The organism is Robbsia betulipollinis, assembly GCF_026624755.1.
GTDB classification, from domain to species: domain Bacteria; phylum Pseudomonadota; class Gammaproteobacteria; order Burkholderiales; family Burkholderiaceae; genus Robbsia; species Robbsia betulipollinis.
Genome location: NZ_JAPMXC010000010.1, coordinates 591,819 through 616,926, shown reverse-complemented (window position 1 = coordinate 616,926; position 25,108 = coordinate 591,819). Strand labels below are relative to the sequence as shown.

At 66.9% G+C, this 25,108-nt stretch carries 19 protein-coding genes and 1 riboswitch; of the genes, 5 read left to right on the top strand and 14 right to left on the bottom strand.

Annotation, left to right across the window (positions count from 1 at the left end):
- Nucleotides 1–11: 11 nt before the first annotated feature.
- The 5 genes from OVY01_RS20490 to OVY01_RS20470 all read right to left on the bottom strand — a co-directional run bounded on the left by OVY01_RS20490 (nucleotide 12) and on the right by OVY01_RS20470 (nucleotide 8,123).
- Nucleotides 12–1,253 carry an aspartate aminotransferase family protein gene (locus OVY01_RS20490; RefSeq protein WP_267849424.1) on the bottom strand — a complete coding sequence of 414 codons (1,242 nt, stop codon included), beginning with the start codon at nucleotides 1,251–1,253 and terminating at the stop codon, nucleotides 12–14.
- Between the two features lie 14 nt (nucleotides 1,254–1,267).
- The gene (locus OVY01_RS20485) at nucleotides 1,268–1,906 is read right to left on the bottom strand and encodes a cupin domain-containing protein (RefSeq protein ID WP_267849423.1); all 639 of its coding nucleotides are present in this window, start codon (nucleotides 1,904–1,906) and stop codon (nucleotides 1,268–1,270) included.
- A gap of 176 nt (nucleotides 1,907–2,082) precedes the next feature.
- Entirely contained in the window at nucleotides 2,083–6,384 is a 4,302-nt protein-coding gene (locus OVY01_RS20480) for a hypothetical protein (RefSeq protein ID WP_267849422.1), read from the bottom strand.
- Between the two features lie 27 nt (nucleotides 6,385–6,411).
- The gene (locus OVY01_RS20475; protein WP_267849421.1) at nucleotides 6,412–7,578 is read right to left on the bottom strand and encodes a porin; all 1,167 of its coding nucleotides are present in this window, start codon (nucleotides 7,576–7,578) and stop codon (nucleotides 6,412–6,414) included.
- Between the two features lie 317 nt (nucleotides 7,579–7,895).
- A complete protein-coding gene (locus OVY01_RS20470; protein ID WP_267849420.1) occupies nucleotides 7,896–8,123 on the bottom strand; it encodes an RNA-binding S4 domain-containing protein in 228 nt (75 codons plus the stop codon).
- Between the two features lie 171 nt (nucleotides 8,124–8,294).
- Between OVY01_RS20470 and OVY01_RS20465 the strand changes: the two genes are divergently transcribed.
- The gene (locus OVY01_RS20465; protein ID WP_267849419.1) at nucleotides 8,295–9,461 is read left to right on the top strand and encodes a metallophosphoesterase; all 1,167 of its coding nucleotides are present in this window, start codon (nucleotides 8,295–8,297) and stop codon (nucleotides 9,459–9,461) included.
- Between the two features lie 15 nt (nucleotides 9,462–9,476).
- Here the strand turns inward: OVY01_RS20465 and OVY01_RS20460 are convergent, their stop codons facing one another.
- Nucleotides 9,477–9,815, bottom strand: coding sequence for a hypothetical protein (locus OVY01_RS20460; RefSeq protein ID WP_267849418.1), 339 nt, complete (start codon nucleotides 9,813–9,815; stop codon nucleotides 9,477–9,479).
- Between the two features lie 486 nt (nucleotides 9,816–10,301).
- Between OVY01_RS20460 and OVY01_RS20455 the strand changes: the two genes are divergently transcribed.
- A complete protein-coding gene (locus OVY01_RS20455) occupies nucleotides 10,302–10,655 on the top strand; it encodes a hypothetical protein (RefSeq protein ID WP_267849417.1) in 354 nt (117 codons plus the stop codon).
- 95 nt (nucleotides 10,656–10,750) lie between these two features.
- On the opposite strand, the gene pcaF is transcribed toward OVY01_RS20455, so the two are convergent.
- The 5 genes from pcaF to OVY01_RS20430 all read right to left on the bottom strand — a co-directional run bounded on the left by pcaF (nucleotide 10,751) and on the right by OVY01_RS20430 (nucleotide 15,944).
- Nucleotides 10,751–11,953: a 3-oxoadipyl-CoA thiolase gene (pcaF, locus tag OVY01_RS20450; RefSeq protein ID WP_267849416.1), complete on the bottom strand. Its 1,203-nt coding sequence runs from the start codon at nucleotides 11,951–11,953 to the stop codon at nucleotides 10,751–10,753.
- A complete protein-coding gene (locus tag OVY01_RS20445; RefSeq protein WP_267849415.1) occupies nucleotides 11,953–12,624 on the bottom strand; it encodes a 3-oxoacid CoA-transferase subunit B in 672 nt (223 codons plus the stop codon). The genes pcaF and OVY01_RS20445 overlap by 1 nt, the downstream gene beginning before the upstream one ends.
- The gene (locus OVY01_RS20440; protein WP_267849414.1) at nucleotides 12,612–13,355 is read right to left on the bottom strand and encodes a 3-oxoacid CoA-transferase subunit A; all 744 of its coding nucleotides are present in this window, start codon (nucleotides 13,353–13,355) and stop codon (nucleotides 12,612–12,614) included. Before OVY01_RS20440 ends, OVY01_RS20445 begins: the two co-directional genes overlap by 13 nt.
- Before the next feature lie 141 nt (nucleotides 13,356–13,496).
- Nucleotides 13,497–14,576 (bottom strand): sulfite oxidase, encoded by a 1,080-nt coding sequence (locus OVY01_RS20435; protein ID WP_267849413.1) that lies wholly within the window; start codon nucleotides 14,574–14,576, stop codon nucleotides 13,497–13,499.
- Nucleotides 14,577–14,663: 87 nt separating this feature from the next.
- The gene (locus OVY01_RS20430) at nucleotides 14,664–15,944 is read right to left on the bottom strand and encodes a voltage-gated chloride channel family protein (protein ID WP_267849412.1); all 1,281 of its coding nucleotides are present in this window, start codon (nucleotides 15,942–15,944) and stop codon (nucleotides 14,664–14,666) included.
- Nucleotides 15,945–16,063: 119 nt separating this feature from the next.
- Nucleotides 16,064–16,142, bottom strand: a riboswitch (Fluoride riboswitch).
- 351 nt (nucleotides 16,143–16,493) lie between these two features.
- On the opposite strand from OVY01_RS20430, the gene OVY01_RS20425 reads away from it, so the two are divergent.
- The 3 genes from OVY01_RS20425 (at nucleotide 16,494) to OVY01_RS20415 (ending at nucleotide 22,035) form a co-directional block, all read left to right on the top strand.
- On the top strand, nucleotides 16,494–17,660 hold the full coding sequence (locus OVY01_RS20425; protein WP_267849411.1) for a sugar transporter: 1,167 nt from the start codon (nucleotides 16,494–16,496) through the stop codon (nucleotides 17,658–17,660).
- Nucleotides 17,661–17,806: 146 nt separating this feature from the next.
- Nucleotides 17,807–19,582, top strand: coding sequence for a histidine kinase dimerization/phosphoacceptor domain -containing protein (locus OVY01_RS20420; RefSeq protein ID WP_267849410.1), 1,776 nt, complete (start codon nucleotides 17,807–17,809; stop codon nucleotides 19,580–19,582).
- A gap of 224 nt (nucleotides 19,583–19,806) precedes the next feature.
- Nucleotides 19,807–22,035, top strand: a complete 2,229-nt coding sequence (locus OVY01_RS20415) for a prolyl oligopeptidase family serine peptidase (protein WP_267849409.1) — start codon at nucleotides 19,807–19,809, stop codon at nucleotides 22,033–22,035.
- A 69-nt stretch (nucleotides 22,036–22,104) separates the two neighbouring features.
- Here the strand turns inward: OVY01_RS20415 and OVY01_RS20410 are convergent, their stop codons facing one another.
- The 3 genes from OVY01_RS20410 to OVY01_RS20400 form a co-directional block, all read right to left on the bottom strand.
- Nucleotides 22,105–23,028, bottom strand: coding sequence for a 2-deoxy-5-keto-D-gluconate 6-phosphate aldolase domain-containing protein (locus OVY01_RS20410; RefSeq protein WP_267849408.1), 924 nt, complete (start codon nucleotides 23,026–23,028; stop codon nucleotides 22,105–22,107).
- Nucleotides 23,029–23,094: 66 nt separating this feature from the next.
- On the bottom strand, nucleotides 23,095–23,877 hold the full coding sequence (gene ugpQ / locus OVY01_RS20405; RefSeq protein ID WP_432422284.1) for a glycerophosphodiester phosphodiesterase: 783 nt from the start codon (nucleotides 23,875–23,877) through the stop codon (nucleotides 23,095–23,097).
- A gap of 43 nt (nucleotides 23,878–23,920) precedes the next feature.
- Nucleotides 23,921–25,105 carry a sn-glycerol-3-phosphate import ATP-binding protein UgpC gene (locus tag OVY01_RS20400; RefSeq protein WP_267849407.1) on the bottom strand — a complete coding sequence of 395 codons (1,185 nt, stop codon included), beginning with the start codon at nucleotides 25,103–25,105 and terminating at the stop codon, nucleotides 23,921–23,923.
- Between the last annotated feature and the right edge of the window lie 3 nt (nucleotides 25,106–25,108).

Genomic DNA, 25,108 nt, shown 5'->3' with positions numbered 1-25,108 from the left:
GGGACGGCGGCTCAGCCCCGTACGCCCGGCATGCGGGGGATCGCCTTCTCGAAAGCGCTCACCAACTGGTCGACGACGGCGTCGTCATGGGCGAAGGACAGGTACAGCCGGCCATGGGGCGAGGGCATGAGCAACACGCCGGCCTGGCGCAGTTGCCAATGCAGCGCGAGAGACATCGCCGGATCGGCGATCAGGCAGGCCTCGTCGTAGGTCGATGGGGCCTGCGCGCCGAACCAGATTCCGAACACATTGCCGTAGCCGCTGGTCGCCACAGCGATCCCGTGGCGGGCGAAACAGCCGACGATCGCGGCGCGCAGCCTGTCTCCCCGCGCGCGCAGCGCCGCGTAATCGCCTTGCGCGAGGAGCGGCAGCGTCGCCTGCACGGCGGCGCACGCGACGGGGTTGCCGCTATAAGTGCCGCCGCGCAACGCGCCGCCCTGCTCCAACACGCGCATCACCTCGGCCTTGCCCGCGACGGCGGCCACGGCGATTCCGCTGCCGATCGCCTTGCCAAGGCTCGCGAGATCCGGATCCAGGCCATACCAATGCGCGCTCAAGCCCGCGTGCAGTCGGAAGCCCATCAACACCTCGTCGCAGATCAAGAGCGCGCCATGCCGCCGCGCAACCGCCTGCAGATGCGCCAGATAGCCATCGCGGGGCACGAGGCAACCGGCGTTGGCGAGCATCGGTTCGACCAGCACGGCGGCGATATCGTCGTATTCGGCGAACACCGTATCGATATCGCGCGCGTCATTGAATCGGGTCAGCACGACGTGCTCGGTCGCCGGCCGCCGTTCCTGCGCGAAATGCGCCTCCGGCGAGCCGACGTTGCCGAACACGACGCCGTCGAGCCAGCCGTCGAATCCCGCCGCCATCTTGACGATGCGCCGCCGGCCGGTGGCGGCGCGCGCGATGCGCACCGCCAGATGTACCGCCTCGCTCCCGGAGTTCGTGAAAACGATCTTCTCGAGCGGGCCGGTGTATCGGGCGAGCGCCGTGGCGGCCGCCGCCTCCCCCGGGTGATTGACGGAAGGCATCGGATTCGTCGCCAATGCCGTGGACACCGGCGCGATGACCGCCGACGGCGCATGCCCCAGCATCGTCGCGCCGAAGCCGAGCACCGTATCGATGAACCGCCGCCCGTCGCCGTCCCACATATGCGCGCCCTGGCTACGCACGATGCCCAAAGGCCGGCCCGCGTCGGTCGGAAAGCCCCTTGCGGAACTGGATACGTCGCCTACGAGATGGCCCACGCGTACCCCTTTTCTCAGAAAGTAGGCGGCGAGGCCGCGCTGACCACCTCGCAGACCTCGTCGAACGGGTTGTACATCCTGTGCGGCAGGCGGCTGTCGAAGTAGTAGGCCTCGCCCCGTCCCAGGCATTGCTCCTCGGTGCCGACGACGACCATCAGCCGGCCGCTGACGACCACGCCGCACTCTTCCGACTCGTGCGCGTATGCCTCGCCCGTGTCGGCGCCGGGCGCGTAATGCTCGTGCAGCATCATGATCGCCTTGCCCTTCAGGCTAGGGCCGACCTGTCGGTAGGAGAGCCGCTGCCCGTCGGCCAGTTCCACCAGATCGGCCGCGGCGAAGAACACCTGCTCCTCGCTTTTGCCCTCCGCCTGCGCGAAAAACGCGCTGAGCGGCATGTTCAGGACGTCGAGGATGCGTTTCATCGAGCCGATCGACGGACTGACCTTGTTCGCCTCGATCTGCGCGATGGTGCTGTGCGTGAGGCCGGCGGCATCCGCCAGACCGCGAATGCTGAGCTTTCCCGCCAATCGCAGTTCCTTCACGCGCTGCCCGATGTTCAGTTGACGCGGCGCGGCATCGGTCAATGCCGGTTGCGGGCCGGCGGCGCCCGGGGCGGGGGTCCTGCGCTGCCTGACAATGACATGACCTGGCATGGGCTTGCTCCGTGGCGGCCGAGGACGGCGGCGCCACCGTGTCCGCTTCCATGATCCGAAGTGGACATTTTAACAGCCATTTTTCTCCGAAAATTATTGCGCGACGGCGCTTTTCCGGCGGCGGCATGCCTTCCGCGACCCCGCCGAACGCCGCCCCCGGACGGGCGCGACGCGGTTCACGGCGGCGGAAATTGCGCGGCGGTGCGTTGCACGTCGACGTTCGCGATCGTTTGCCAACGCAGGACATAACGCCAGCCGAGCGCGGTCGCGTCGCGCGCCCGCTCCCGCACGATCAACATCAGGGGGCGCCAGGTCGACGGCATCAGCAGGATCTCATCGATGCATGCCTGCGCCTCGCGCACCCCGTCGTGGTCGCCGCGTTGCGCCGCCAGCCCGGCCAACGCCCGATACCCATCGATCCACGCGCCGGCTTCGCCCCGCATCGAATAATTGACGTTGTAGTGGCAATACCGGCTCGTCTCGCCGAGCGTCTTGATGTCGTTCTCGAAATCGGCGAGCAGGCGCGCCGCGCGCGCGCGATTCGGCGGGGTGTCCTTGTTCCCGCCGGCATCGGGCGGCAGGGTCTCGACGCAACGCATCAGCCATTGCTCGCGGTTGCCGGCAATTTCCGCGAGCATCGCCACCGGGGTGGCGTAATGACGATCCAGGTCGCCATCCTGTTTGTCGTCGATCAGAAAAGGCGAGAACTCATGCTGCTGTTTCGCCCACGCCAGATCGCGGGACACGCCGAACTGCAGCGGCAAGGAGGTACGCTGCACGGCACCGCCCTGCCCTGCCGCGCCCGTCGCCACGGTTTGGTTGGTGAGCGGTGAGACGTTCAGACTGGCGGCCACGCCCGCATGCTGCTGTGCCGTGTCGCTTTGCGCCTGCACGACGCGCACCCGGCCGCCCGTTTCGTGGCGTGCATCGCGCATGCGTTCGGCTTCAGCGTAGGCCGATACGTCGAGCCCGAGCGTTTGCGCCACGCCATGCGCATCGTTGAACCGTACCGAAGGCAGCCGCGCCGACACCCGCGCCGTGATCGTCCTGATATCGGTGACGACATCGGCCTGACTGACGACGACGTCGGGATTGCGCGCGAAGATGGCCTCCAACGGATCTGCGTAGGCACGGCCCCGTGTGGGCGTGAGCGTATCCCAGCGGACCATGCTGTCCAGCGCGTTGAACATGTTCGCGCGCATGGCCTCGTCCTCGTGACGGCGTCGGAAAAAACGCAGGACCGTGCTGCGCGTGCGGGTTTTCTGATGGGCCGCGCGCGCGGTGAAGGCCGCCTGCATGGCAACGCCAGGCGCCAGTTGCGGCCCCGCCGCGACGCCCACCGTCGCCTCCTGCGCCAACGTGCGCGCGGCGCCGAACGACAACTCCATGCCGAGAATGGGCATGAACAGCTGGACGAAGGCTTCGTCGCTCACCGATTTCTCCGCCGTCAGGATCGGCGAGGCGATCGGCGACGCCGACCCATAAGGCAGGCCGGGCAAGGTGGCGCCGATCGCGCCGCCGCCACCGATACGCACGCGGTCACGCAGGCGGCCATTCAGGATGAAGGGCTTGAAGAACGTCGCGACATCTTCTTTCTTTCCCGGATGGCGGGCCTTCAGCAGTTGGATGGCGGCGTCGAGATCCGCGTCGGGTCGACCGGCCAGGTGGCTGTCGCTTGCGTCATTCGCCTTGCTCGCAGGCGCGTCGGCGGGCAAAACGGCCTTGAGATGCGCGTCGATCCGGTCGAGCGCTTCATACGCGGTGAGCCCGCTCCCGCACACCTGCGTGAAAAACGGCGACAACGTCACGGGCGCGGCCTTGAGCAAGACGTTGGGCGGGCGCCCGCTCGCCGGCTTGGCGGCCGGAGTGGCGGCCGGAGTGGCGGCCGGAGTGGCGGCCGGGTCGGAGGCCATGAGGGGTTGCCGCGCGCGGCGTGAGCGCAGTGCCTCACTGCCGATTCGCCGGCCGACGGCCTGCGCGTCCTTCGGCGTCAGCGTGATGTCCGCCAGGTGCCGCCCCGCGGTGCGCAGGTCCTTCAGATGATCCACCACCGCCTGCGCCGCGACGCTCGCCGCGACGGCTTCGGGCGTCGCGCCAAACGCGCGGCAGTGGGCGGCCGTGCGCGCCAGCGCCTCCAGCCGCCGCGCGAGCGCGGTGTCCACCAGGAGGCGTGGCGATTGCATGCCCATGCTTTCGCCGGTCGCATAGGCGCGCTCGATCACCCGCTGGCGATACGGCGACTTGTTCAGATGCGGCATCGCACGGCGCCAGAAACCCGGCTTCGCGATGGCGGATGGCGTCGTGCGGGAAGTCGCCTCGCTGGCCGCCCCCGCGGCTGGCGTATCGGCGGTGGAAGCACGGGTCTCGCCGCCCGACACCGCCGCCCGGACGACCCACTCGCCGATGGCTTTTTCCAGACGCGCACGATGCTGATCGTACGGCGACCCGGGCGCATTGCTGACATAGCCGTTGCCGACGGCGTTGTACGCGGCGTGGTCCACGTCGTCGAAACCGTCATCGGCGGGAGCCGGGCCTGGCGCGATCAGCTTGGCGCGCGCGACCGCCTGCGCCTGCCGCAACCAGCGCGCCACGCCGGCCTCCTGCGTCGCGGCGTCCTGCCGTGCGACGTGGGCGTGCCAGAACACCCGAACGGCGCGCGCCCGCCCGGCATCCGGCGTCTCCGCGCCATCGCGTGACAACGCGTGCAGGATGTCGGCGCCGCGCGGCAAGGACGCGATCTTCCCGCACAACGCCAGGATACGCGCGATGTCGTCGCCGGTATCCGAGGTCCGCGTCGCGACGCGTCCTTCCCGCGTCGCGGCCGCCGTGTCGATCCAGTGGGTGACGGTATGCTCCGCTAGCGCGTTCAGCAGGCGCGCGGCCTGCTCGGCGCCGACACCGACATCGGCTAGCGCACGTGTGACGATTTCCAGTGTCACATGCGGCGGCAGCGGTAGGGGCGGCCGGGAAGCGGTCAAGCGCTGCGCGAGCGGTGCGAGCGCGTCCGCCAGGGCCGGTGTCGCTTGCGAGCCGAATAGATGCGTGGCCGCGAGCGATTCCGCGACCAGGTGCCGACGCGTGGCGTCGAGCGCGTCCGCGTCGCGGTGCGCGCGGCGCGACCTCGCGTTTGCCGCGCCGGCATCGGGCGCGGCGTGCGACGCGTCCTTCCCCCGCCCGTCGGCCCGCGCCTGGCGGTCCGCGAGCGCGAGCGACGCCTTCAGTAGCGGCGGAATGGCGCGATCCGCCCGATGCCAGTCCCGGTCGGCGGACGCGCGGGCGCGTAGATCGGCGTCGATATTGGCGAACTGCGCGCGCAAGGCCGTCGCGATTGCATCGCCGGGCGCGCCATCCCCTGCGTCATCGGGTGTGCCGCCACGTCCGTCGGCGGGCACGTCCGGCCCCGCCCGCATCAGGCGGGCGGCGGCGCGGGCGGTTTCCCGAAGCCGGTCTTCAGCGGCGGCGCGCGCCGCGGCGGCCGTCGTTCGCGTCTGATAGACCTCACGCTTGAGTGCGCCCAACCGTTGCAATGCGAAACGCTGCCGGTCGTCGGCCTGATCGATCGTGTGGCGCAGGCCCATGATCTGCATCGGGTCCGTCCCCTGTATGACCCGGCGCAACGCGTCGCTCGCGGCGGCGACCGCGGCCTCGGCCGCCTGCAGACGCGCATGCGCGATGGGCCGTTCCTGCACGTCGTCATCGTATGGGCTTCGACGCGACCCGCGCGCTTGCTCCGCGCTCACGCTTGCAGCGTGCGTCCGACCGACAGGCGCGAGCGAAGCGCGCGCCGCCTCGGCTTCGGCCAACGCATCGTCCAACGTTTTCCGGCAGCGCGCGATGTCTTCGCGCAGTGCATGCGCCGCCGTTTCGGCGTCGGCGCGACCGGGCGACGCGGACGCATCGCGCGACGCCGGCGTCGCCTGTGCGCTGGCGGACGCGACGCCGAGACGCGCGATATCCCGCAATGGCACCGGACGCAACGCACGCGAGAACCGGTTGGCCGGCCATCGTGGCGTCGTCTCCCCGGGCCGAGCGAACACGGCGACATCGGGCGCACGGCAGCTGGCCTCCATCGCCTGCGCGATGGCGAGCAGCGAGCCCGCGTCGTCGACGGAGCGGCCGCTGGCCGCTTCGCGAACGAGCGGTTCACCCAACGGCCCCGGCGGACCCACGGTGCCCGCATGCGACTGGCCGGGCACGCCCGATCGCACGGGCCGACTGATCGTCCGCCCCGTGCCGGGGACACCGGTGGTGACCGTGACGGGACGACGCGTGATCACGCCGGCGAGGCGAGCTTTCAGAGACGAGAGGGACGGCGGAGAGGGCATATCGGCGGGCGGGCGCCGCGATGCCCGTACCCGCTCCAGCGTCGCGAGCGCGACGGGGCCGAGGCGTTTCGGGACCACCCGGGCCGCACCGGTCTCGTCGCGGGGCGCATCGGGCGCATGCGCCAGCGGCATGTCGATCGATTTCACACGCATCGGGGTGGTCCGCGACATTGGCCTGCATCAGAACTTGTGACGCATCCCCAGCACGATCAACCCTTGCGAGTTGGTGCCGGAATTGACGCCATACGATCCAATCGACGCTTCCGCCTGAACGGTCGCCCCGCTGGCGTTGAGCGTCGTACCGCTGGCCTTCTGGTAGGCCGCCAGCGCATACAGGGTCGTGCGTTTCGACAACGCGTAGTCCGTGCCCAGGTTGAACTGATGGTATTTGGCCGAGGCGGGACCGGTCAGCCGCGTGTAGTTGTAGCCGCCGCCCACACGCCACGCGGGCGTCAGCTGGTCATTGACGAACGCCGAACCGTTGTTGAATTTCGCTGTTTTCGAGAAAACGGAAAATCCATCCCGGGTGTATTGCGTGTTGCTGTACGCCGCGCCCACGGTGAAGGATCCCAATACATACTGGGTGCCGGCGCGCACGATCTGAATCGACTTCGCCGACGCGAAACCCTGGTTGATCACCGTATTGAAAAGCGTGTCAGAACTGCTGGTCCAGGTACGCACGTCGTTGGTCGTCGTGTTGCCGCCGTTCGCGTGGAAGAATGCGACCGCGGCACCCAGCGGACCGCCGGCATAGCTGCCTCCGAAGCCGTAGGTTTGCCCCGCGCCCGCACTCCCCGCCACGCCGCCCAATCCGTACAGCGCCTCGAACTGGAAACCGTCCAACACCGGGCTGACGTACTTCACCGAGTTGCTGACGCGTACGCTGTTGTCATAGTTGTCCAGGTCCCCTGGCGAAGCGAAACTCCCGCCAAAATAGGCATCCTCAGTATAGGCCTGGACCAGATCCACGACCGGATCGTATTGCCGCCCCAGCGTGATCGTTCCCAGTTGCTTGCTCGCCAGACCCACCACCGATTTACGACCGAACTCCCTCGACCCTTGCCCGAGCGTACCCGTGCCGTCGTTGAAGCCGTTTTCCAGCTGGAACACCGCCGCCAGTCCGCCGCCCAGATCCTCGGTGCCTTTCAGCCCCCAGCGGCTGCCGAAAGTGTTGCCGCTGCTGAACCTGACCAACGTGCTGGCGTTTTTGCCGTCGCTGCCCTGGGCGTTGTGCACATAGCCGATGCCCGCATCGATGACCCCATACAGCGTGACGCTCGATTGCGCCTGCGTATTGCCGGCGGCCAGCGTCGCGAGAAGCGCGGGCGCCCATTTCAACTTGTTCATGTATGCACCTTCTACCTGATAGCCGGAGGACGATAGGTCGCATCCTACTATGGGGATCGGTGCTCATTAATACCGAATTCACGTAAGCTAATGACCGCCGCAGCGCTTGCGCTGGCCGTGCCGTCAGCGAAGCGGCAGGACACGCGGACAACGCCAGCGGCGTCATACGCACTACGTAATGATCGACCGGTAGTGACGCCGTTGGCGGCTGTCGTCATCGCCTCACGGCGGCCAGGTGAAGCAGCTTCCCGTCGCACTGTTTTTCATCGCGGCAAGAGAAGCGACGACACGGCACGCCGTTCCCGCAATCCCGGCGGTCAGCCGGCGACAGGCGGCGTCACGACCACCATCGCCCCTTCCAGCGTCACCACCTGCCCCACGCGGATCTTGCACGTCTTGCGCGTCTCCGTGCGTCCGTCCACCTTCACCTGCTCGTCGGCGATCATCGCCTTGGCCAGACCGCCGCTTGACACAAGGCCCGTCACTTTCAGCAGGTCGTTGAGGGCAATCCACTCGCCCGTGAGCGCGAACGCGATTTTTTCCATGAATTTTGATAGAGGAGAATGGCCCCCTGGTCTCGCCGACCGGGCCGGGCCGCCCATTCTACGCCGTCGGCGCCGGGTGTCGGCGACCGGCGGTCCGCGCCGAAGCCCGTTAGAATGAACCGGCGGGCCTCCGCGCTTCCTTCTCTTTCATGGCATTCCGCTCCCGCTCCTATGCGCAGTTTCTTTTCCCGTCTGATCCTGTTTGGCATCCTGTTTCATTGCTATGTCGGCATCCGCCTGATCCCCGCGCTTCCGGTCGGGCGCGTCTGGGACGCGGTCATGGTGCTGTGGCTGATCGCATCGTGCGTGATCGTGCCGCAGGGCATGCAGCGCCGCGATGCGGGCGCGAACGGATGGCGCGCGGTGCGGGCCTGGGCGGGACTGCTCGAAATGGGGTTCTTCTCCTTCCTGCTGACGCTCACCGTGCTGCGCGACGTCACGCTCGTCCTGTGGGCGATCGCGACCCGCGTCTGGGCCGGCGCCGCCGCGGCCCTGCCCTTCGACACGTGGCGCACGGAATCGGCCGAGGTTGTGCTGCTGGCCGCGTTCCTGATGACGGCGGTCGGTGTCTACAACGCGCGCCGGCGCGCGCCGGTGGTGCGCGTGGACATTCCCATCGACGATCTGCCGCCCGCGCTGCACGGGTTCACGATCGCCCAGATCAGCGACATCCATGTCGGACCGACGATTCGCAAGCGCTACCTCGACCCCATCGTCGACGCGGTCAACCGGCTGGATGCCGACATGGTCGCGATCACCGGCGACGTGGTCGACGGCAGCGTGTCGGCCTTGCGCGAACATACCCAGCCGCTCTCGCGCCTGAAAGGCCGGCACGGCGTCTTCCTGTGCACCGGCAACCACGAATACTACGCGGGGGCGGACGCCTGGATCGCCGAGTTTCGGCGGCTGGGCATCCGGGTACTGATGAACGAGCACGTCATGTTGGAACATGGCGGAACGCCGCTGCTGCTGGGCGGGGTGACCGACTACAGCGGCGGGCACTTCAACGAGGCGCATCGCAGCGACCCGGCGCGCGCGATCGCCGGCGCGCCGGCCGCCGCCCGCATCCGGCTATTGCTCGCGCACCAGCCGCGCTCCGCGGCGGCCGCCGAGGCCGCGGGCTTCACATTGCAGTTGTCGGGGCACACGCACGGCGGTCAATTCTTTCCTTGGAATTTCGCGGTGCGTGTACAACAGCCCTTCACCGCCGGGCTCGTGCGCAGCGGCGCGCTGTGGCTCTACATCAGCCGCGGCACCGGCTATTGGGGGCCGCCGATTCGCTTCGCCGCGCCATCGGAGATCACCCACCTGCGGCTGGTTCCCGGCCCGGCACGCTGACGGGCCGGGCCATGCTCATTTGCTGATCCAGCCGGAACTGTCGCTGGCGATCTGATTCTGCAGCGCGCTGTCGGCGCGGAACATCGCGGTATCGTTGACTGCCGCGGTCGTATCCCCGATCCGAGGCGTGAGATCTGCCGCCGGCGCGATGATCTTGTTGGTCTGATCGGTGACCGGCGAGGTGATTTTCGAGACGGCGCCGGTGGCCGTATCGCGCAGGATCGGCACCGAGATGCTACCTGCCAGCGCGCTCAGCGGCGGGACCGCGCCGATCGCCAGCGCGATGACGATCCCCTTCGCGACGCGGGCCAGGCGACGCGCCCTGGCCGGGTTCGATCGGTCTCGCATGGTCATATGAGGTTCTCCTGATTCTCGCGATATCGCGCCCCGAAACACGCACGACGGTCTCGGGGCATCCCACCGCTGGTAAAGACCGGTAATTTCTACAAGGCCCGGCGCCGTCGCGTCATTCAGGTCCCGGCAAACGGCCATCGCGCGACGACGAACCCTGCAAGGCCATTCGTGCAGCGGACGCACGAACCGGTGCGACGACCCTGCATCGAACCCACCCGCCATGACCGGCGCACCGTGCCGCCTTCCATGCTACGCGCCCTGAGACGATCATGCGCCAATGTCCATGATGCAACATGGTCTAATCTCAAAATTTCCCGCGCTGCCGCCTTCCTGGCTCGAGTTTTGCTATTCCCATAGCCGTCGCCTATCGCGCCGTTAGCGGCGCGCCTGTACGAAAAGGTCTGCGTTCTTACAAATCAGCACACTTGTAACCGACGCGCCGCGATAAGGTATGTCACAACAAAGTCAGTAGAAGGAGATTTACCCATGAATCGCATCCAGTCGATCCTGCTTGTCACCGCCGCCGCTTTCTCCGTCAATGTCGCCTTCGCGCAAACGCCGGGCACGGCGGACGCCGGTGCCCAGACGCCCGCTCCCGAAGTCCGGATCGTGACGCCGACCACGGACCCGCTGGTCCAGAAGCGCAACGACAACGCGCTCGCGAACAAGCAGTACAAGGAAAACAAGAAAGCCGCGGCTACCGAGTACAAGGAGCGCGTGAAAGCCGCGAAGAGCGACCGGAAGCAGTTGAAGAAAGATGCCACCTCGCAGGAGAAGTCGGCGATGTCCGGTGACGCGCCTGCTGCCCCGCTGCAGGCACTGCCGGTCAACAAGGAATAAGTCGACGGCACCGGGACCCGTGCCCGACACGGCCCGGCGACCGCGACGCGCGAGAAGGCCCGTCATGCGCAAGCGTGACGGGCCTTTTTACGTGGCTAGACGCGCTCGATCGCCAGCGCGATGCCCTGGCCGACGCCAATGCACATCGTGCACAGCGCGTAACGGCCACTGCTGGCCTCCAGTTGATGCAGCGCGGTGGTCACCAGCCGCGCGCCGCTCATGCCCAGCGGATGGCCCAGCGCGATACCGCCGCCCAGCGGATTGACCCGCGGGTCGTCATCGGCGATACCGAGCAAACGCAACACCGCCAGGCTCTGGCTGGCGAACGCCTCGTTCAATTCGATCACGTCGAATTGCTGTTGCATCATGCCAAGACGTGCCAGCAGTTTTTGCGTGGCCGGTACCGGGCCGATGCCCATCACCCGCGGCGCGACGCCGGCAGTCGCCATGCCCAGGATCCGTGCCCGGGGCGTCAGCCCCTGAGCGCGCGCAGCGCTCTCGCTGGCGAGGATCAGCGCCGCGGCGCCGTCATTGACGCCGGACGCATTGCCTGCCGTCACCGTGCCGTCGACGCGCACGATCGGCTTGAGCCGTGCGAGCGCCTCCATGCTGGTCTCGCGCGGATGTTCGTCGCGCATGACCCAGAAGGGATCGCCCTTCTTCTGCGCTACCGGCACACCGACGATCTCGGCCTCGTAGGCCCCCTGCGCCTGCGCACGGGCTGTCTTGCGCTGGCTCCGGAACGCGAACGCATCCTGGTCCTCGCGGCGCACATGGTACGCGTCGGCGACGTTCTCGGCGGTCTCGGGCATCGTGTCCACGCCGTATTGACGCTTCATCAAGGGGTTGACGAAGCGCCATCCCAGCGTCGTGTCCTCGAGCGCCGCGCTGCGCGAGAAAGCGTTCTGCGCCTTGCCCATCACGAAGGGAGCGCGGCTCATGCTCTCCACGCCGCCCGCAATCATCAGGCCGGCCTCTCCCGCGCGGATCGCACGCGCCGCGGTACCGATCGCGTCCAGGCCCGAGCCGCAGAGGCGATTCAACGTCACGCCCGGTACGTCATGCGGCAGACCCGCGAGCAGCAGCGCCATGCGCGCGACATCGCGATTGTCCTCGCCGGCCTGGTTCGCGCAGCCGTAGACCACATCGTCCACGCGCGACCAGTCCACGTTCGCATGGCGTTCGATCAACGCCCGCAGCGGCACCGCCGCCAGATCGTCGGCGCGCACGCCCGCCAGCGCGCCGCCGTAACGGCCGATCGGCGTGCGGATCGCGTCGCACAGGAAAACTTCATCCATCATCCGGCTCCGGGTATCGGTTGGTCGACGTGCGGCGCCAGGCGCATCGGCACGCCGCTGCGGCTGACCAGTTCGTCGAACGGCATATCGGTGAAGATTTCGCGAACCAGCAAACCGTCGCGGGTCACGTCGATCACGGCGAGATCGGTATAGATCCGGCTGACGCAACGCACGGCGGTCACCGGATAACCGCACTCCGCGACGATCTTGCTTGCACCCTGCTTCGTGAAATGTTCCATCATCACATAGACCTGCTTGGCGCCCAGCGCGAGATCCATCGCACCGCCCACCGCCGGAATCGCATCGGGCGCGCCGGTGTGCCAGTTCGCGAGGTCGCCTTTCACCGAGACCTGGAACGCGCCCAGCACGCAAAAATCCAGATGGCCGCCGCGCATCATGCCGAAGGAGTCCGCATGATGGAAGAACGCGCCGCCAGCGAGCAGGGTGACATGCTGCTTGCCGGCGTTGATCAGGTCGTCGTCCTCATCGCCGGGTGCCGGTGCCGGCCCCATGCCCAGTACGCCGTTCTCGCTATGGAGGAAGATCTCCTTGTCCGGCGCCAGATGATTCGCAACCAGGGTCGGCACGCCGATGCCCAGGTTCACATAGGCCCCTTCGGGAATGTCGCGCGCGACGCGGCCCGCCATGTCGTCCCGGCTCAAACGCTGCATCGTCGTGTCTCCGCCACCGTCGTTTCGGCCACCGCTGTTTCCGCTCGTCCTGTCGGCCGGGGGTCCGCCGGCCGCAGCTGCACCACGCGCTGCACGAAGATCCCGGGGGTCACCACCGTTTCCGGATCCAGCATGCCCAGTTCGACCACCTCCGCCACCTGCACCACCGCGATCTTCGCGGCCGTCGCCATGATCGGACCGAAATTGCGCGCGGTCTTGCGGTAGACCAGATTGCCCCAGCGGTCGGCGCGCTCGGCCTTGATCAATGCGAAATCCGCGTGCAGCGGCCGTTCGAGAACATAGTGACGTCCGTCGATCTCCCGCACCTCCTTGCCTTCGGCCAGCAAGGTGCCGAAGCCGGTCGGCGTGAAGAATCCGCCGATGCCCGCCCCCGCCGCGCGGATTCTCTCCGCGAGATTGCCTTGCGGCACCAGTTCCAGCGCGATCTCGCCAGCGCGATAGAGCGCGTCGAACACGTGCGAATCCGCCTGTCTCGGAAAAGAACAGATGATCTTCGCAACCCGCCCTGCCTTGAGCAGGGCCGCCAGTCCCGTCTCGCCGTTGCCGGCATTGTTGTTGACGATGGTCAGGCCGCGCGCGCCCTGCTCGATCAGCGCGTCGATCAGTTCCGCCGGCATGCCGGCATTGCCGAAACCGCCGATCATGATCGTTGCGCCGTCCTGAACGTCGGCGAGCGCCCGTGCCGCCGTCTCGAAAACCTTGTTGATCATCGACCGCTCCTTGATGAAACGCCATGCCGCGCACGTCTCCATGGCGAACTTTTTTTCGTATGCAGCGATTCCGCCGATGATAGTGCCTTGCTAGTAGACGGGTCAAATACGGGATGACGCGGTTGACGGATGCACCGCGCTTCAGGTCGCCCCGATATCGATGCGATGCCACGATGCGCACAGATAGCCTTTATAGTTCCAGGTGTCGTCGGCGTCGGCAGGTTGCGTCTGTCCGGCGGAATCCCATGCGCGTACCGCCAGCCGGTGGTTGCCCGCGGGTATCTCGACCTCGTGTTCCCACAGTGTCCAGCTCCACGGGGAACCCGCATCGTGTTCCAGCCGTGCCTGCGACCAGTCGCGTCCGCCATTGATCGAGACATCCACCCGCGCCACGCCGCGCGCGGTGGCGATCGCCCAACCGCGCAGCGTGGTCTTGCCGGCCGCCAGTACGGCGCGATCCGCCGGCTCGCAGATCACGCTGTTCAGCGGCATGTCGTTGATCGTCATGCCCTGCGCCGGGTTGGCGGTGTCGGGTGTCGCGTCGGGCGGAAACAGCTTGTAGTCCTGCGACTGGATATAGCAGGTGGACGGGCTCTCCTGCACGGTGATGGCGGTGAGCCACTTGGCGCTGCGCACGCCCGCGTAACCCGGAACGATGGCCCGCAGCGGCGCGCCGTGCTCGGCGGTGAGCGGCGCGCCGTTCATGTCGTAGGCCAGCAGGACCTCGGCCGAATTCGCCTTGCTCATCGGAATCGACACGCCGTAGCGAAATGCATGCCCTTCGACATGGCAATCGTCCAGCGAATCGAACGCGACATGCAAGGCGGGATCGCATTCGGCACCCGCGGCGCGCAGCACGTCCGCCAGCATGACGCCGCTCCAGGTCGCGTTGCCGATCGCGCCACCCGCCCACGGGTCGCCCGCCACGGGCTTCACGGCCTGCAGGTCGCTGCGGCGGTTGCCCGCGCATTGCAGTACCGCCTCGACCGTATGCCGCGTGAAATCGCCGCGCAACTGCGCCAGCGAGAAAGTCAGGGGCGCCCGCACACGGCCGCCGACGCTCACGCGGAACGATGCGATCTCGGGCCGCGGGATATCGCCATGACTGCGCACGTAGAAGACATCGGCGGGCGTAAGTTTCCACGTGCGCAGGAACCCCAGCCTGGGCTCCGCGTTATACGGATTCGCCGAATGGACGATCCGGGGTTCGAGTTGGGGCATGCGATGTCTCCGGAGAAGGTAGCGCGTTCGAGCAAGGGCCGTGCCGCCAGCTCATCTGCCAGCTCATCTGCCAGCTTACCTGTCCGTTTATTCGCCCGCTGCCGGACCGGTCGCCCCGGTGGCTTCCCCGTCTCCGGGGAACGACCGATGCTTGCTCTGTGCGATTCGCTGCGCCCGGTAGATACCGGCATGGCCGGAGAAAAGATAGGCGACGACACACGCCAGGCCGGCATACACACCAATATCGATGCCGAATAGCTCGACCGCCATGAGGGTCGACGCGATCGGGGTATTGGCCGCGCCCGCGAACACGGCCACGAAACCCAGGCCCGCCAGCACCGGGAAGGGCAGCGCCAGCACATGGGACAACGCATTGCCGAGCGTGGCGCCGATATAGAACAGCGGCGTGACTTCTCCGCCCTTGAAACCGGACGCCAGCGTCACCACCGTGAACGCGAATTTACCCGCGAAGTCGTGGATCGGGAGCGGCTGGCGGAAGGCAGCGACGATCGTCGGAATGCCCAGGCCGAGGTAACGGTGCGTACCGGGCAGAAACGACGCCAGCGCGACGACGGCGCCGCCGACCAGCGGCCGTAGCGGGGGATAGGCGATCCGGCGCTTGACCCAGCCGCCCAATGCATGCGTGGTGTTGGCGAACAGCATGCCCGCGATGCCGAAGATCATCCCCGCGACGATGGCCGATGCGAGGCCGGCGAGGCCGATGTGCGGCACGAAGGGGATCGTATAGCGCGTGTGTTCGATCCCCCAGGCGCGAGTGACCTGATCGGCCAGAATGGCGGAGAGAAAGCATGCCGGCAGCGCGTCGTAACGCAGTTGCCCGATCGCCAGCACTTCGAGACCGAAGACCGCGCCGGCCAGCGGCGTGCCGAACACCGAGGCGAATCCGGCGGCGATGCCCGCCATCAGCAACAGGCGCCGGTCCTCGCGGTCCAGCCGGAAAACCTGCGCCACCCGGTCGGCGAGCGCGCCGCCCATCTGCACCGCGGTCCCTTCCCGTCCGGCCGACCCGCCGAACAGGTGCGTCGCGACCGTCGCGCCGAGCACCAGGAAAGCCATGCGCCTGGGAACCAGTTTTTTGGGATCGTGGATTTCGTCGATCAGGAGGTTATTGCCCGCCTCGACGCTGCTCCCGAAGCGGTAGTACACCCAGCCGACCGCGAACCCGCCGAAGGGCAGCAGGCAAATCAACCAGCCGTGGACGACGCGCGTGTTCGTCACGAGATCCAGGCTCCACAGCAGCAGCGCGGACGCGCTGCCGGAGAGCCCGCCAACCAGGGCGGAGAACGCCAGCCAGCGGCCCAGACGGGGCACCATGGCGAACTGTTCGGGCAAAAAGGGAGCTTTCATAAGACACCAGATTCATGCATTTCAAACCTGGGTAGCGAGAAGCCGCAGAAGCCGCGAAGGCATCACGAAGGCACCGCGACGATGCTGCGTGCGAACGCCCACGACTTCCCTCGACCTAGGAATTCGTAGGCATCATCAACCGGCAAGGCCGGTGGTTCGCTGTCAGGCGGCGGGAGGCATGCCATCTCCGCTGAGCAATATAGCACGAGCCTGCGGTAGCGCAGTGGCGCGTTGTCACACCCCAAAATAAATTTCGCGTGCTTCCCCTGCCTGAATACCCTTCCGCTTCAACCACTTGACGGCAGTAGAACGCATGGTTAACCCTAGTAGCCCGCGCGATTGACTTGTGGAGGACGGAAGCACCGGCGTACACTTTTCCGCAGCCCGCCTTCCTGCCGCCCTTCGCTGCTTCCCGCCGCTTCCAGCGCGTCTGCTTCCACCGCCATTTCAACCCGCGGGAAGCAGCGTCATGCGCGCGCGTGCGCCGTTGTCCGAACGGCCGGCAGGAGACGGGGGTTTTTCCATTCTTCTTCGAGCACCCGAATTTCCATGGTAACGGACGCACCCGCCCCCGCCGCCAGCTGGCGCGGCGTCATCGCGCTGGCTCTGGCCGCCTTCATCTTCAACACCACTGAATTCGCCCCCATCGCGCTGCTCAGCGACATCGGCCGCAGTTTCGATATGCGGCCGTCCGAAGTCGGCCTGATCCTCACCGTCTATGCGTGGGTGGTGGCGTTGATGTCGTTGCCGATGATGCTGCTCACCCGCACCATCGAGCGGCGCAAGCTGCTGGTGGGCGTCTTCATCGTCTTCATCGCCAGCCACGTGCTGTCCGGCGTGGCCTGGAGTTTCGCCGTGCTGGAAGCCAGCCGCATCGGCATCGCCTTCTCCCACGCGGTGTTCTGGTCGATCACCGCATCGCTCGCCGTGCGTATCGCCCCGCCCGGCAAGCGGACCCAGGCGCTGGGGCTGCTGGCCACCGGCACCTGCCTGGCCATGGTGCTCGGCATCCCGCTGGGCCGGGTGGTCGGCGAGGTGCTGGGATGGCGCTGGACCTTCCTGGCGATCGCCGGCATCGCGGCCGCCACTGTCTACCAGCTGACGCGCATCCTGCCGCCGTTGCCCAGCGAGAACGCCGGTTCGTTGCGCAGCCTGCCGCTATTGTTCAAGCGCCCGGCGCTGCTATGCGTCTATCTGCTCACCGCGCTCGTGGTCACCGCCCATTTCACTGGGTACAGCTACATCGAACCGTTCGCGCGTGAGGTGGCGGGCATGAGCGGCACGATGGTCACCGCGTTGCTGCTGCTGTTCGGCGGCTCCGGCGTGATCGGCTCGCTCTTGTTCAGCCGCTATAGCGACCGCTTCCCGAACGGTTTTCTGTTTGCCACGATCGCCGGTATCGCCGCCTGCCTTCTGCTGCTGCTCCCGTTCGCCGCGAACCCCTATCTCCTGGCTCTCCTGAGCGTGTTCTGGGGCATCGCCATCATGTGCTTCGGCCTGATCCTGCAGGCCCGGGTACTGCACCTGGCGACCGATGCCACGGACGTGGCGATGGCGCTGTTTTCCGGCATCTACAATGTGGGCATCGGCGGCGGCGCGTTGCTGGGCAGCGTGATCGGCGTGCATGGCGGCCTGCACTACGTCGGCTTCATCGGCGGCGTGCTGGCGGTCCTGGGCCTCCTGCTCTGCCGGCACATGAACCGGCGATTCGGCTAGCGGCACGACGGGCGGCGCCATCTCCGCCGGCGCCAGCAGGAACGGATCCGTCGAAAACCTTGATTCGCCGCGCAGGCTAGAATTGGAAAAACGCACGCACGACGACCGATGCGCGCGTCCACCTTTCGATATTTCGAGACGAATCAATGAATTTTGCGCGCAGCGCCACGTGGGCCGCCACGATCGATCATCTGCAGCAAGGCGCCGATATGGAAGCGCCGGTTCGACTGACCGATGTTCTCAAGCAGCGCAGTGCGATGACCGATCTGGCCGCGCAGGCCCAGCAACCCCGGCCGTTGGAAGAATTCCTCGCGCACGCCGCGCGCTGCGCCGCGCAAGGCTGCGATGCGCCGATGGCCAAGGTGCTCGAAGTACGTCGCCGCGATGGCGTCCTGATATTGAAGGCGCATTGCGGGATGCGCGACGACGTATTGGGCACCGAAGTCGGCAAGGTCGAACAGGGCAATCCACCCGGCGAATCGCTGCTCGCCATGCAGCCGGTGGTCGTGCCCGACGTGCGCGCCTATCCGCCCGGCCCCATTCCCGACTTGTTCAAGAAATTCCACGTGGTGGCCTCGGTCAACGTTCCGTTGATCGGCCGCGAAGGGCCCTATGGCATCCTGGAGATCGATTACCGGGAGCCCCGCGAGGTCAGCGCGCTCGACTTGTCGTTTCTCGCGGCCATCGCCAGCGTGATCGCCGCGAACGTCGAGCATCTGCAGGAGCGCGCCTCGCTGGCCGCGCAGCGCGACGAAACCGTCGTCCTGCTGCGCGAGCAGCAACACCGCATCCGCAATAATTTCCAGCAGATCGTGACGCTGGTCCAGCGCTATGGAATGCGGCTCAAAGACCCGGAAACGCGTGGCAGTTTCAAGGATATCGAGCGCCGGGTGTTCGCGATGGCGTCGATCTACGATCATCTGCTGGGCGTGGGCGAGCAGAGCGAGGAGATCGATCTGAGCCGCTATCTGAGCTCGCTGTGCGACGAGTTGCACAGCTTCTTCGATCTGAGCGGCCAGCACATCCGCCTGCAATGCGATCGGGAGTTCGGCGTGATGGTCGGCATCGATGTCTGCATGAAGGTGGGAACGGTCGTCAACGAATTGATCGCCAATGCCGTCGAGCATGCGTTCGACGAATCCGGCGGCGCGATCACCGTTTCGCTGCGGCAGACCGGGCACCGCTACACGGTCCGGATCGCGGACGACGGGCGCGGCTTCGTCGATTCTTCCACGGAGAACATCGGTCTGCATAGCGCGCACAGGCTGATCGCCAGCATCGGCGGCAGTCTCGTGCGCGAGACGTCGGACGGAAAAGGCACGGCGTGGATCGTTTCTTGCCCCGGAGTGGAGGGCGACGAGAAGCGCGACGAGAAGCGCGACGAGAAGCGCGACGAGAAGCACGACGAGAAGCGCGACGCGCCGCCGGTGCCCGCCGAGCAGCCACTGTCACAGGGGCAGGCACGGCAGGCCGAGGCGCAGGAGACGGACGACACTGCCGCGAAGGCTGCACCGGTGCGGCCGATGGCACCGATGAAACCAATGAAACCCATGGAACCGATGAAACCGATGGAACCGATGAAACCGATGGAACCCATGCAGCCGATGGAACCCATGCAGCCGATGGAACCCATGCAGCCGATGGAACCCATGAAACCGATGGAACCCATGAAGCCGATGTCGGGCGGCGAGGCCTGGTGGCCGCACGACCTGGGCGCACCGGCGACGAGCGGCGGTCAAAACGATCTGCGCTATGCCTTTTTCCCGCAAAGTCGCCGACTGCTGATCGAGCGCGGGGGCAAGGTGGAGACCTACGACAGCGGCGACCACCATATCCAGGGCGTCGCGCAGCAAAACGGCGGCTCGGTGATGTTCAGCAGCCGCGAAGGCAATGTCGATGTTGGCACGCTGCGGCGGCTCTAGCACGACGTCGAAAAACACTACCACTTCATCGCTTCCGTCGAACCGGGAAGTGGCGGCGAGCGGCGAGTCACGGGTGGGGCAACCGGCAGGCTGGACGGCAAGGCGTACCGCCCGGTACAAGCTCGGCGAGCCGCGACCGCCCCATGCCGGGATCTTTCAAAAACTTGCGCGTCCAATTTTTAAATGCCATCCTCTCGCGGCATTCATCACGGTCGGGACGCCAATTGAAAACAGAAAAATCGCTTATCGCCACGGCCCTCGCGGCCGCCTTGTTCGCTGGCACGCAAGCCGCCTGGGCCGCCATCGAGGCGCCACCCGTCGCGCCGATACGCCCGGTCACCGATACCTACTTCGGTACGGCCGTGGTCGACAACTACCGCTACATGGAAAACCTGAAGGATCCGGAAGTCCAGCGCTGGATGAAGGCGCAGGCGGACTACACGCGCCAGGTCGTCGACCGCATTCCCGGCCGTGATGCGCTGGCCAAACAGATCCAGGGCCTGATGGGCAAGGACCTGCGGCGCGACCACTTCACGCGGCGCGGCAACCGGCTGTTCTATCAGGTCATGGAGCCGGGCGCCAATCTGCCCAAGCTCGCCTACCGGGACGGCGTCCAGGGCGAGGAGCATATCCTCGTCGACCCGGCCAAGCTCGCCAAGGACAGCGCGCACCATGTCGCGCTCGACTGGTTCTCGCCTTCCTGGGATGGCCGCTACGTGGCCTACGGCATCTCCGAAGGGGGTTCCGAGAAAAGCGTCCTGCACATCTTCGACCTGACGAGCGGCCGCGACCTCGCGGAGACCATCGACCGTACGAGCGACTGCGTGGTGTCCTGGCGCAACGACAACCAGTCCTTCTTCTATCTACGCTATCCGAAAGCGGGACCGGATACGCCGCCGTCGCAAAGCGAATACAACGCCGTGACCTTCCTGCACACGCTCGGGCAGCACACCGACGGCGAAGGCGACGAGGCGGTGTTCGGGCGCGGGGTGTCGGCCCATGTCGACGTACCGGAAGGCCAGGGCAGCTACGTGCTGCTGTCGCCGGATTCCCCGTACGCGGTGGCGGTCGCGAACCGCAATATGGACGAGACGCCCAATACCTTCTATGTCGCGCCGCTCGATCAGATCCATGGCGCGAACACGCCATGGCGCAAGATCGCGACCCCGGAAGACGGCGTGACCGAGGTGCGCCTGCACGGCGACCGTCTCTACTTCCTCTCCGAGAAGGGCGCATCGCGCTTCCAGCTGCTGTCCACGCCGTTCGCGCAACCGGACGTCGCGCATGCCGACGTGGTCGTGCCGGAAGGCCCGAACGTGCTGGACAGCTTCCGGTTCGCGCAGGACGCGATTTATCTCAGCGAACGCGCCGGCGCGAGCTTCGCATTGCGCCGGGTGTCGCTCGACGGCAAGGACGGTCAGACGATCGCGCTGCCCTTCTCGGGCTCGGTGCGGGACCTGAGCACGGACCCGCGTTCGCCGGGCGTGATGTTCGCGCTCCAAAGCTGGATCAAGGCGCCGCGCGAGCTGGTCTACGATCCGCAAACCGGCGCGGCGAAGGATACCGGTCTGGTGCCGCCCGCGACCAGCGAATCGGACGACATGGAAGTGCGCGACGAATTCGCGACGAGCTACGACGGCACACGTATCCCCGTCTCGATCATCGCGCGCAGGGGCGTGAAGCAGGATGGCTCGCATCCGACGATCGTTTTCGGTTACGCCAGTTACGGGATATCGATGGATCCGGTCTATCGTCCCGCCTGGCAGGCATGGGTCGATCACGGCGGCATCATCGCGGTATCGCACATGCGCGGCGGCGGCGAGTATGGCGATGCCTGGCATCGCGCGGGCCAGAAGCTGAAGAAGATCAATACGATCATGGATTTTCTGGCGTCGGCGCAGTACATGATCGACCAGCGCTACACGCAGTCGAAATTCCTCGCGGCGAACAGCGCGAGCGCGGGCGGCATCGTGATGGGCGGTGCCCTTACAGTCGATCCGGCGCTCTTCCGCGTGATCCTCGACGACGTGGGCATCTCCGATACGCTGCGCTCCGAAACCGAGCCGAACGGCCCGCCGAACGTGCCGGAATTCGGTTCGACCTCGACGGAAGAAGGCTTCCATGGCCTGTACGCGATGAGCGCCTACGCGCACGTGCACGACGGTACGCCCTACCCCGCGGTGATGTTCACGACCGGTGCGAACGATCCGCGCGTCTCGTCATGGCACATGCTGAAAATGGCCGCGCGGGTGCAGGCGGCGACGAGCAGTGGCCGGCCCGTGCTGCTTCGCATTGACTACGACGCGGGACACGGCATGGGGTCGAGCCTGTCGCAGTACGTCGGCAAGCAGGCCGACGAATGGGCCTTCGCGCTGTGGCAGATGGGCCTCATGGGCAAGTTGCCGAAGGCTGACACCGTTCACCGGAAAGCCCTGGCCGCGCCAGCGCAGTAGACCCAGGCCAGGACCCGCCCCCGGCCCGGGGCATCGCGTCCAGCCGTCTGCCGCCCGCGCAGGTCGGCCTCAGGCCACGCGCGCGGCCTCGAAGGTGTCGGCCCATTGCCGGTAGCGCGCGCCGATCTGCCGCGCCGCCTCGTTGCGTCCGATTTTCTTCGCTTCGAACGCCGCGACCGGGTCCCAGAAACTCGTCCGCCCCACGGCGAAACCGATGAAGCCCGGGACGCTGGCGGCGATACGCAGCCAGTCGCCCACCTTGGCGTCGTCGGCACCCCGTCCCAGAATGATGCAGCCCACTTCGTCGCGGCCATCGCGCCGCGCGGCCGCGACGATTCGTGCGGCATCCTCGCGCGTGTCCAGGCCCTCGATTTTCCAGATCGCCGGTTCGACGCCCGCATCCTGCAAGGCGAGGATTGCCGCGCGCATCAATTCGGCGCGCTGCGTGCGGTCATAGGCATCCTTGTCGCCGCCCGCCTGCTGAAGCTGCGCCTCGGTGGCCGGCACCAGCAGCTCGAACATGAAGGGCAACTTTCTTTCCAGGCAAAAATCGGACAGGCGCTTCAGGCGCGCGGTCTGGCGGGCGTTCAACGCCGCATCGCCTGCCGGGTTGTAGCGCACCAGGGCTTTCGCGAAGGTCGGCCGCACGTCGTCGAGGTGCTGACCGAACGCGTCGCCATACTCGAAATCGAATTCGTCGGAACCGCTTTTCTCGGTCGATACGGCGGTCAGATAGCCTTTCGCGTTCGCCTCCGCGAGGATATCGGCACCGAATTCCTCGTCCACGAGAATACCGGCCGCGTCGCGCGACACCGCGTCGTCGGGGTCGGCGAGCGCCGCCTGGAAGCCTTCATAGATGAGACGCTTGCTGTCGGACACGCGCGCGTGGTCGGCCGCGCTCAGCGGGGCCTTCAGATCGAACATGCCTTTCACATAGGAAGCGCGATGATCGAACGGCAGAATATAGAGAGGCTTGGTGTAACCCGGGGTCATGTCGGGATCTCCTGAACGGGGTCGTGCGCGCACCATCCGGCGCGCTGTCGATGACCCATTATGACCCTATGATTCGGGTCCTGCAGCACCGGCCGCCGCGAAGAAATCGGCGCCGATCAGGTCGATGCGATCGGTACAGATCGCGTCGACGCCCCAGGCACCGAGCCTGCGGGCCACTTCCGGGTCATTGACCGTATAGGCGAGGATCCACAATCCCGCTGCCTTGATATCGGCGACGCGCCTTTCGGTCAGTGCGGTGTGACGGGCATGCAGCGATTTGCAGGACAAGGCGGCGGCCTGCACCCGCCAGTCGTCCGGCACCTCGCGGTACAGCAGTCCACGGGGCAGGTCGGGGGCGGCATGCGCGGCCGCCTCCAGTGCGACGAACGAGAAGGACGACAGCAGCGGCGTCAACGCCGCGTCGCCCCGGCATGCCGCCCACTCCCGCGCGGCGGTGCGCGCTACCCGCGTGCCGGTGTCGGCATCGCGCCCCGCCGAGGGCTTGATTTCGATATTCGCCGCGATGCGTCCGCTCGCGCAGCGTTGCGCGACCTCCGCGAGCGTGGGCATGCGCGCGCCGGCGAAACGCGCGTCGAACCAGTGCCCGGCGTCGAGCGCGCGCAACTGCGCGTAGGACATCGCCCCGGCCTCGCCCCGACCGTCGGACGTGCGGTCGACGCGGTCGTCATGCAGCAGGAAGACGGTGTCGTCCGCCGCGAGCTTGGCGTCGAATTCGATCATGCGCAGGCCGAGCGCACGTCCGGCGTCGATCGCTTCGAGCGTGTTCTCGGGCGCGAGCGATCCGCCGCCGCGATGCGCGACGATGCGTGGGTAGGGCCAGTCCTGCATCGGCATCTCCTGGAAGGGGTGCGCCATCATACCGTGTGAAAAATCATCCGTTCAAACGGACACCGGTGGCGGCGTCGAACAGGTGCAGCCGCGCCGGCGGCAACGCCACGCGCAAGCGCTCGCCGGGCGCCGGCCGATGTTCGTGCGGCAGGCGGCAGGCAACGTCATGCCGGCCCCAACGACCATGCGCGATCGTGTCGGCGCCCAGCAACTCGCAGGAATCCACGACCAGCGTCGCCGTCGGACAGGCGCCGGCACGCGTCGCGGCGAAACCACCGGCGCTGCCGTCGCCACCGTCACCGTCGGCCCCGGCCGCGGGCGACAAATGCTCGGGACGAATCCCGAGGATGCATTCGCGGCCGGCGATCCGCTGGTGCGCGGCAATGCCGGCGGCAGGCCGCTCCCGACACAGCGCGGTAAATTCCGCTGCCAGCGGGAGCGTCGGACCGTTTCCCGCCACCATGAATGCGTCGCCGCCATCCGATACGCGCCCTTCGAACAGGTTCATCGCCGGCGACCCCATGAAACCCGCGACGAACACGCTTGCCGGTTTTTCATATACCTCGGTCGGCTTGCCGATCTGCTCGGCACGCCCGCGATTCATGACGACGACGCGCTGCGCCAGCGTCATTGCTTCGATCTGATCGTGCGTCACGTAGAGGCTGGTGGTGCCAAGCCGCGCATGCAGGCGCTGGATCTCCAGACGCATCTGCACGCGCAGCTTCGCGTCCAGATTCGAAAGCGGTTCGTCGAAGAGAAACACCGCCGGCTCCCGCACGATGGCGCGCCCCATCGCCACGCGTTGCCGCTGGCCGCCGGACAATTCGCGGGGCTTGCGCTGCAACAGCGGTTCGAGTTCGAGTATGCGGGCGGCGTTCGCCACCCGCTCGTCGATCTCGGCACGCGCGACGCCGGCGATCTTCAGCGCATAAGCCATGTTCTGCGCGACGCTCATATGCGGATACAAAGCGTAATTCTGAAACACCATGGCGATGTCGCGGGCCTTGGGCTCCAGCGTGTTGACCACGCGCGTGCCGATTTCGATCGTGCCGTCCGTGACGGTTTCCAGGCCTGCCACCATGCGTAGCAGCGTGGATTTACCGCACCCCGAGGGGCCGACCATCACCACAAATTCACCGTCGGCCACGTCGAGGTCGATGCCATGCAGCACGAACTGCCGGCCCCCGTCGTACGATTTCTTGATGCCCTTCAGGGTCAGTGCCGCCATGCA

Coding starts and splice junctions, on each gene's coding strand:
- OVY01_RS20485 (WP_267849423.1), bottom strand. CDS start 1,906: ATGCCAGGTCATGTCATTGTCAGGCAGCGCAGGACCCCCGCCCCGGGC.
- OVY01_RS20480 (WP_267849422.1), bottom strand. CDS start 6,384: ATGCGTGTGAAATCGATCGACATGCCGCTGGCGCATGCGCCCGATGCG.
- OVY01_RS20475 (WP_267849421.1), bottom strand. CDS start 7,578: ATGAACAAGTTGAAATGGGCGCCCGCGCTTCTCGCGACGCTGGCCGCC.
- OVY01_RS20470 (WP_267849420.1), bottom strand. CDS start 8,123: ATGGAAAAAATCGCGTTCGCGCTCACGGGCGAGTGGATTGCCCTCAAC.
- OVY01_RS20465 (WP_267849419.1), top strand. CDS start 8,295: ATGCGCAGTTTCTTTTCCCGTCTGATCCTGTTTGGCATCCTGTTTCAT.
- OVY01_RS20460 (WP_267849418.1), bottom strand. CDS start 9,815: ATGACCATGCGAGACCGATCGAACCCGGCCAGGGCGCGTCGCCTGGCC.
- OVY01_RS20455 (WP_267849417.1), top strand. CDS start 10,302: ATGAATCGCATCCAGTCGATCCTGCTTGTCACCGCCGCCGCTTTCTCC.
- pcaF (WP_267849416.1), bottom strand. CDS start 11,953: ATGGATGAAGTTTTCCTGTGCGACGCGATCCGCACGCCGATCGGCCGT.
- OVY01_RS20445 (WP_267849415.1), bottom strand. CDS start 12,624: ATGCAGCGTTTGAGCCGGGACGACATGGCGGGCCGCGTCGCGCGCGAC.
- OVY01_RS20440 (WP_267849414.1), bottom strand. CDS start 13,355: ATGATCAACAAGGTTTTCGAGACGGCGGCACGGGCGCTCGCCGACGTT.
- OVY01_RS20435 (WP_267849413.1), bottom strand. CDS start 14,576: ATGCCCCAACTCGAACCCCGGATCGTCCATTCGGCGAATCCGTATAAC.
- OVY01_RS20430 (WP_267849412.1), bottom strand. CDS start 15,944: ATGAAAGCTCCCTTTTTGCCCGAACAGTTCGCCATGGTGCCCCGTCTG.
- OVY01_RS20425 (WP_267849411.1), top strand. CDS start 16,494: ATGGTAACGGACGCACCCGCCCCCGCCGCCAGCTGGCGCGGCGTCATC.
- OVY01_RS20420 (WP_267849410.1), top strand. CDS start 17,807: ATGAATTTTGCGCGCAGCGCCACGTGGGCCGCCACGATCGATCATCTG.
- OVY01_RS20410 (WP_267849408.1), bottom strand. CDS start 23,028: ATGACCCCGGGTTACACCAAGCCTCTCTATATTCTGCCGTTCGATCAT.
- ugpQ (WP_432422284.1), bottom strand. CDS start 23,877: ATGCAGGACTGGCCCTACCCACGCATCGTCGCGCATCGCGGCGGCGGA.
- OVY01_RS20400 (WP_267849407.1), bottom strand. CDS start 25,105: ATGGCGGCACTGACCCTGAAGGGCATCAAGAAATCGTACGACGGGGGC.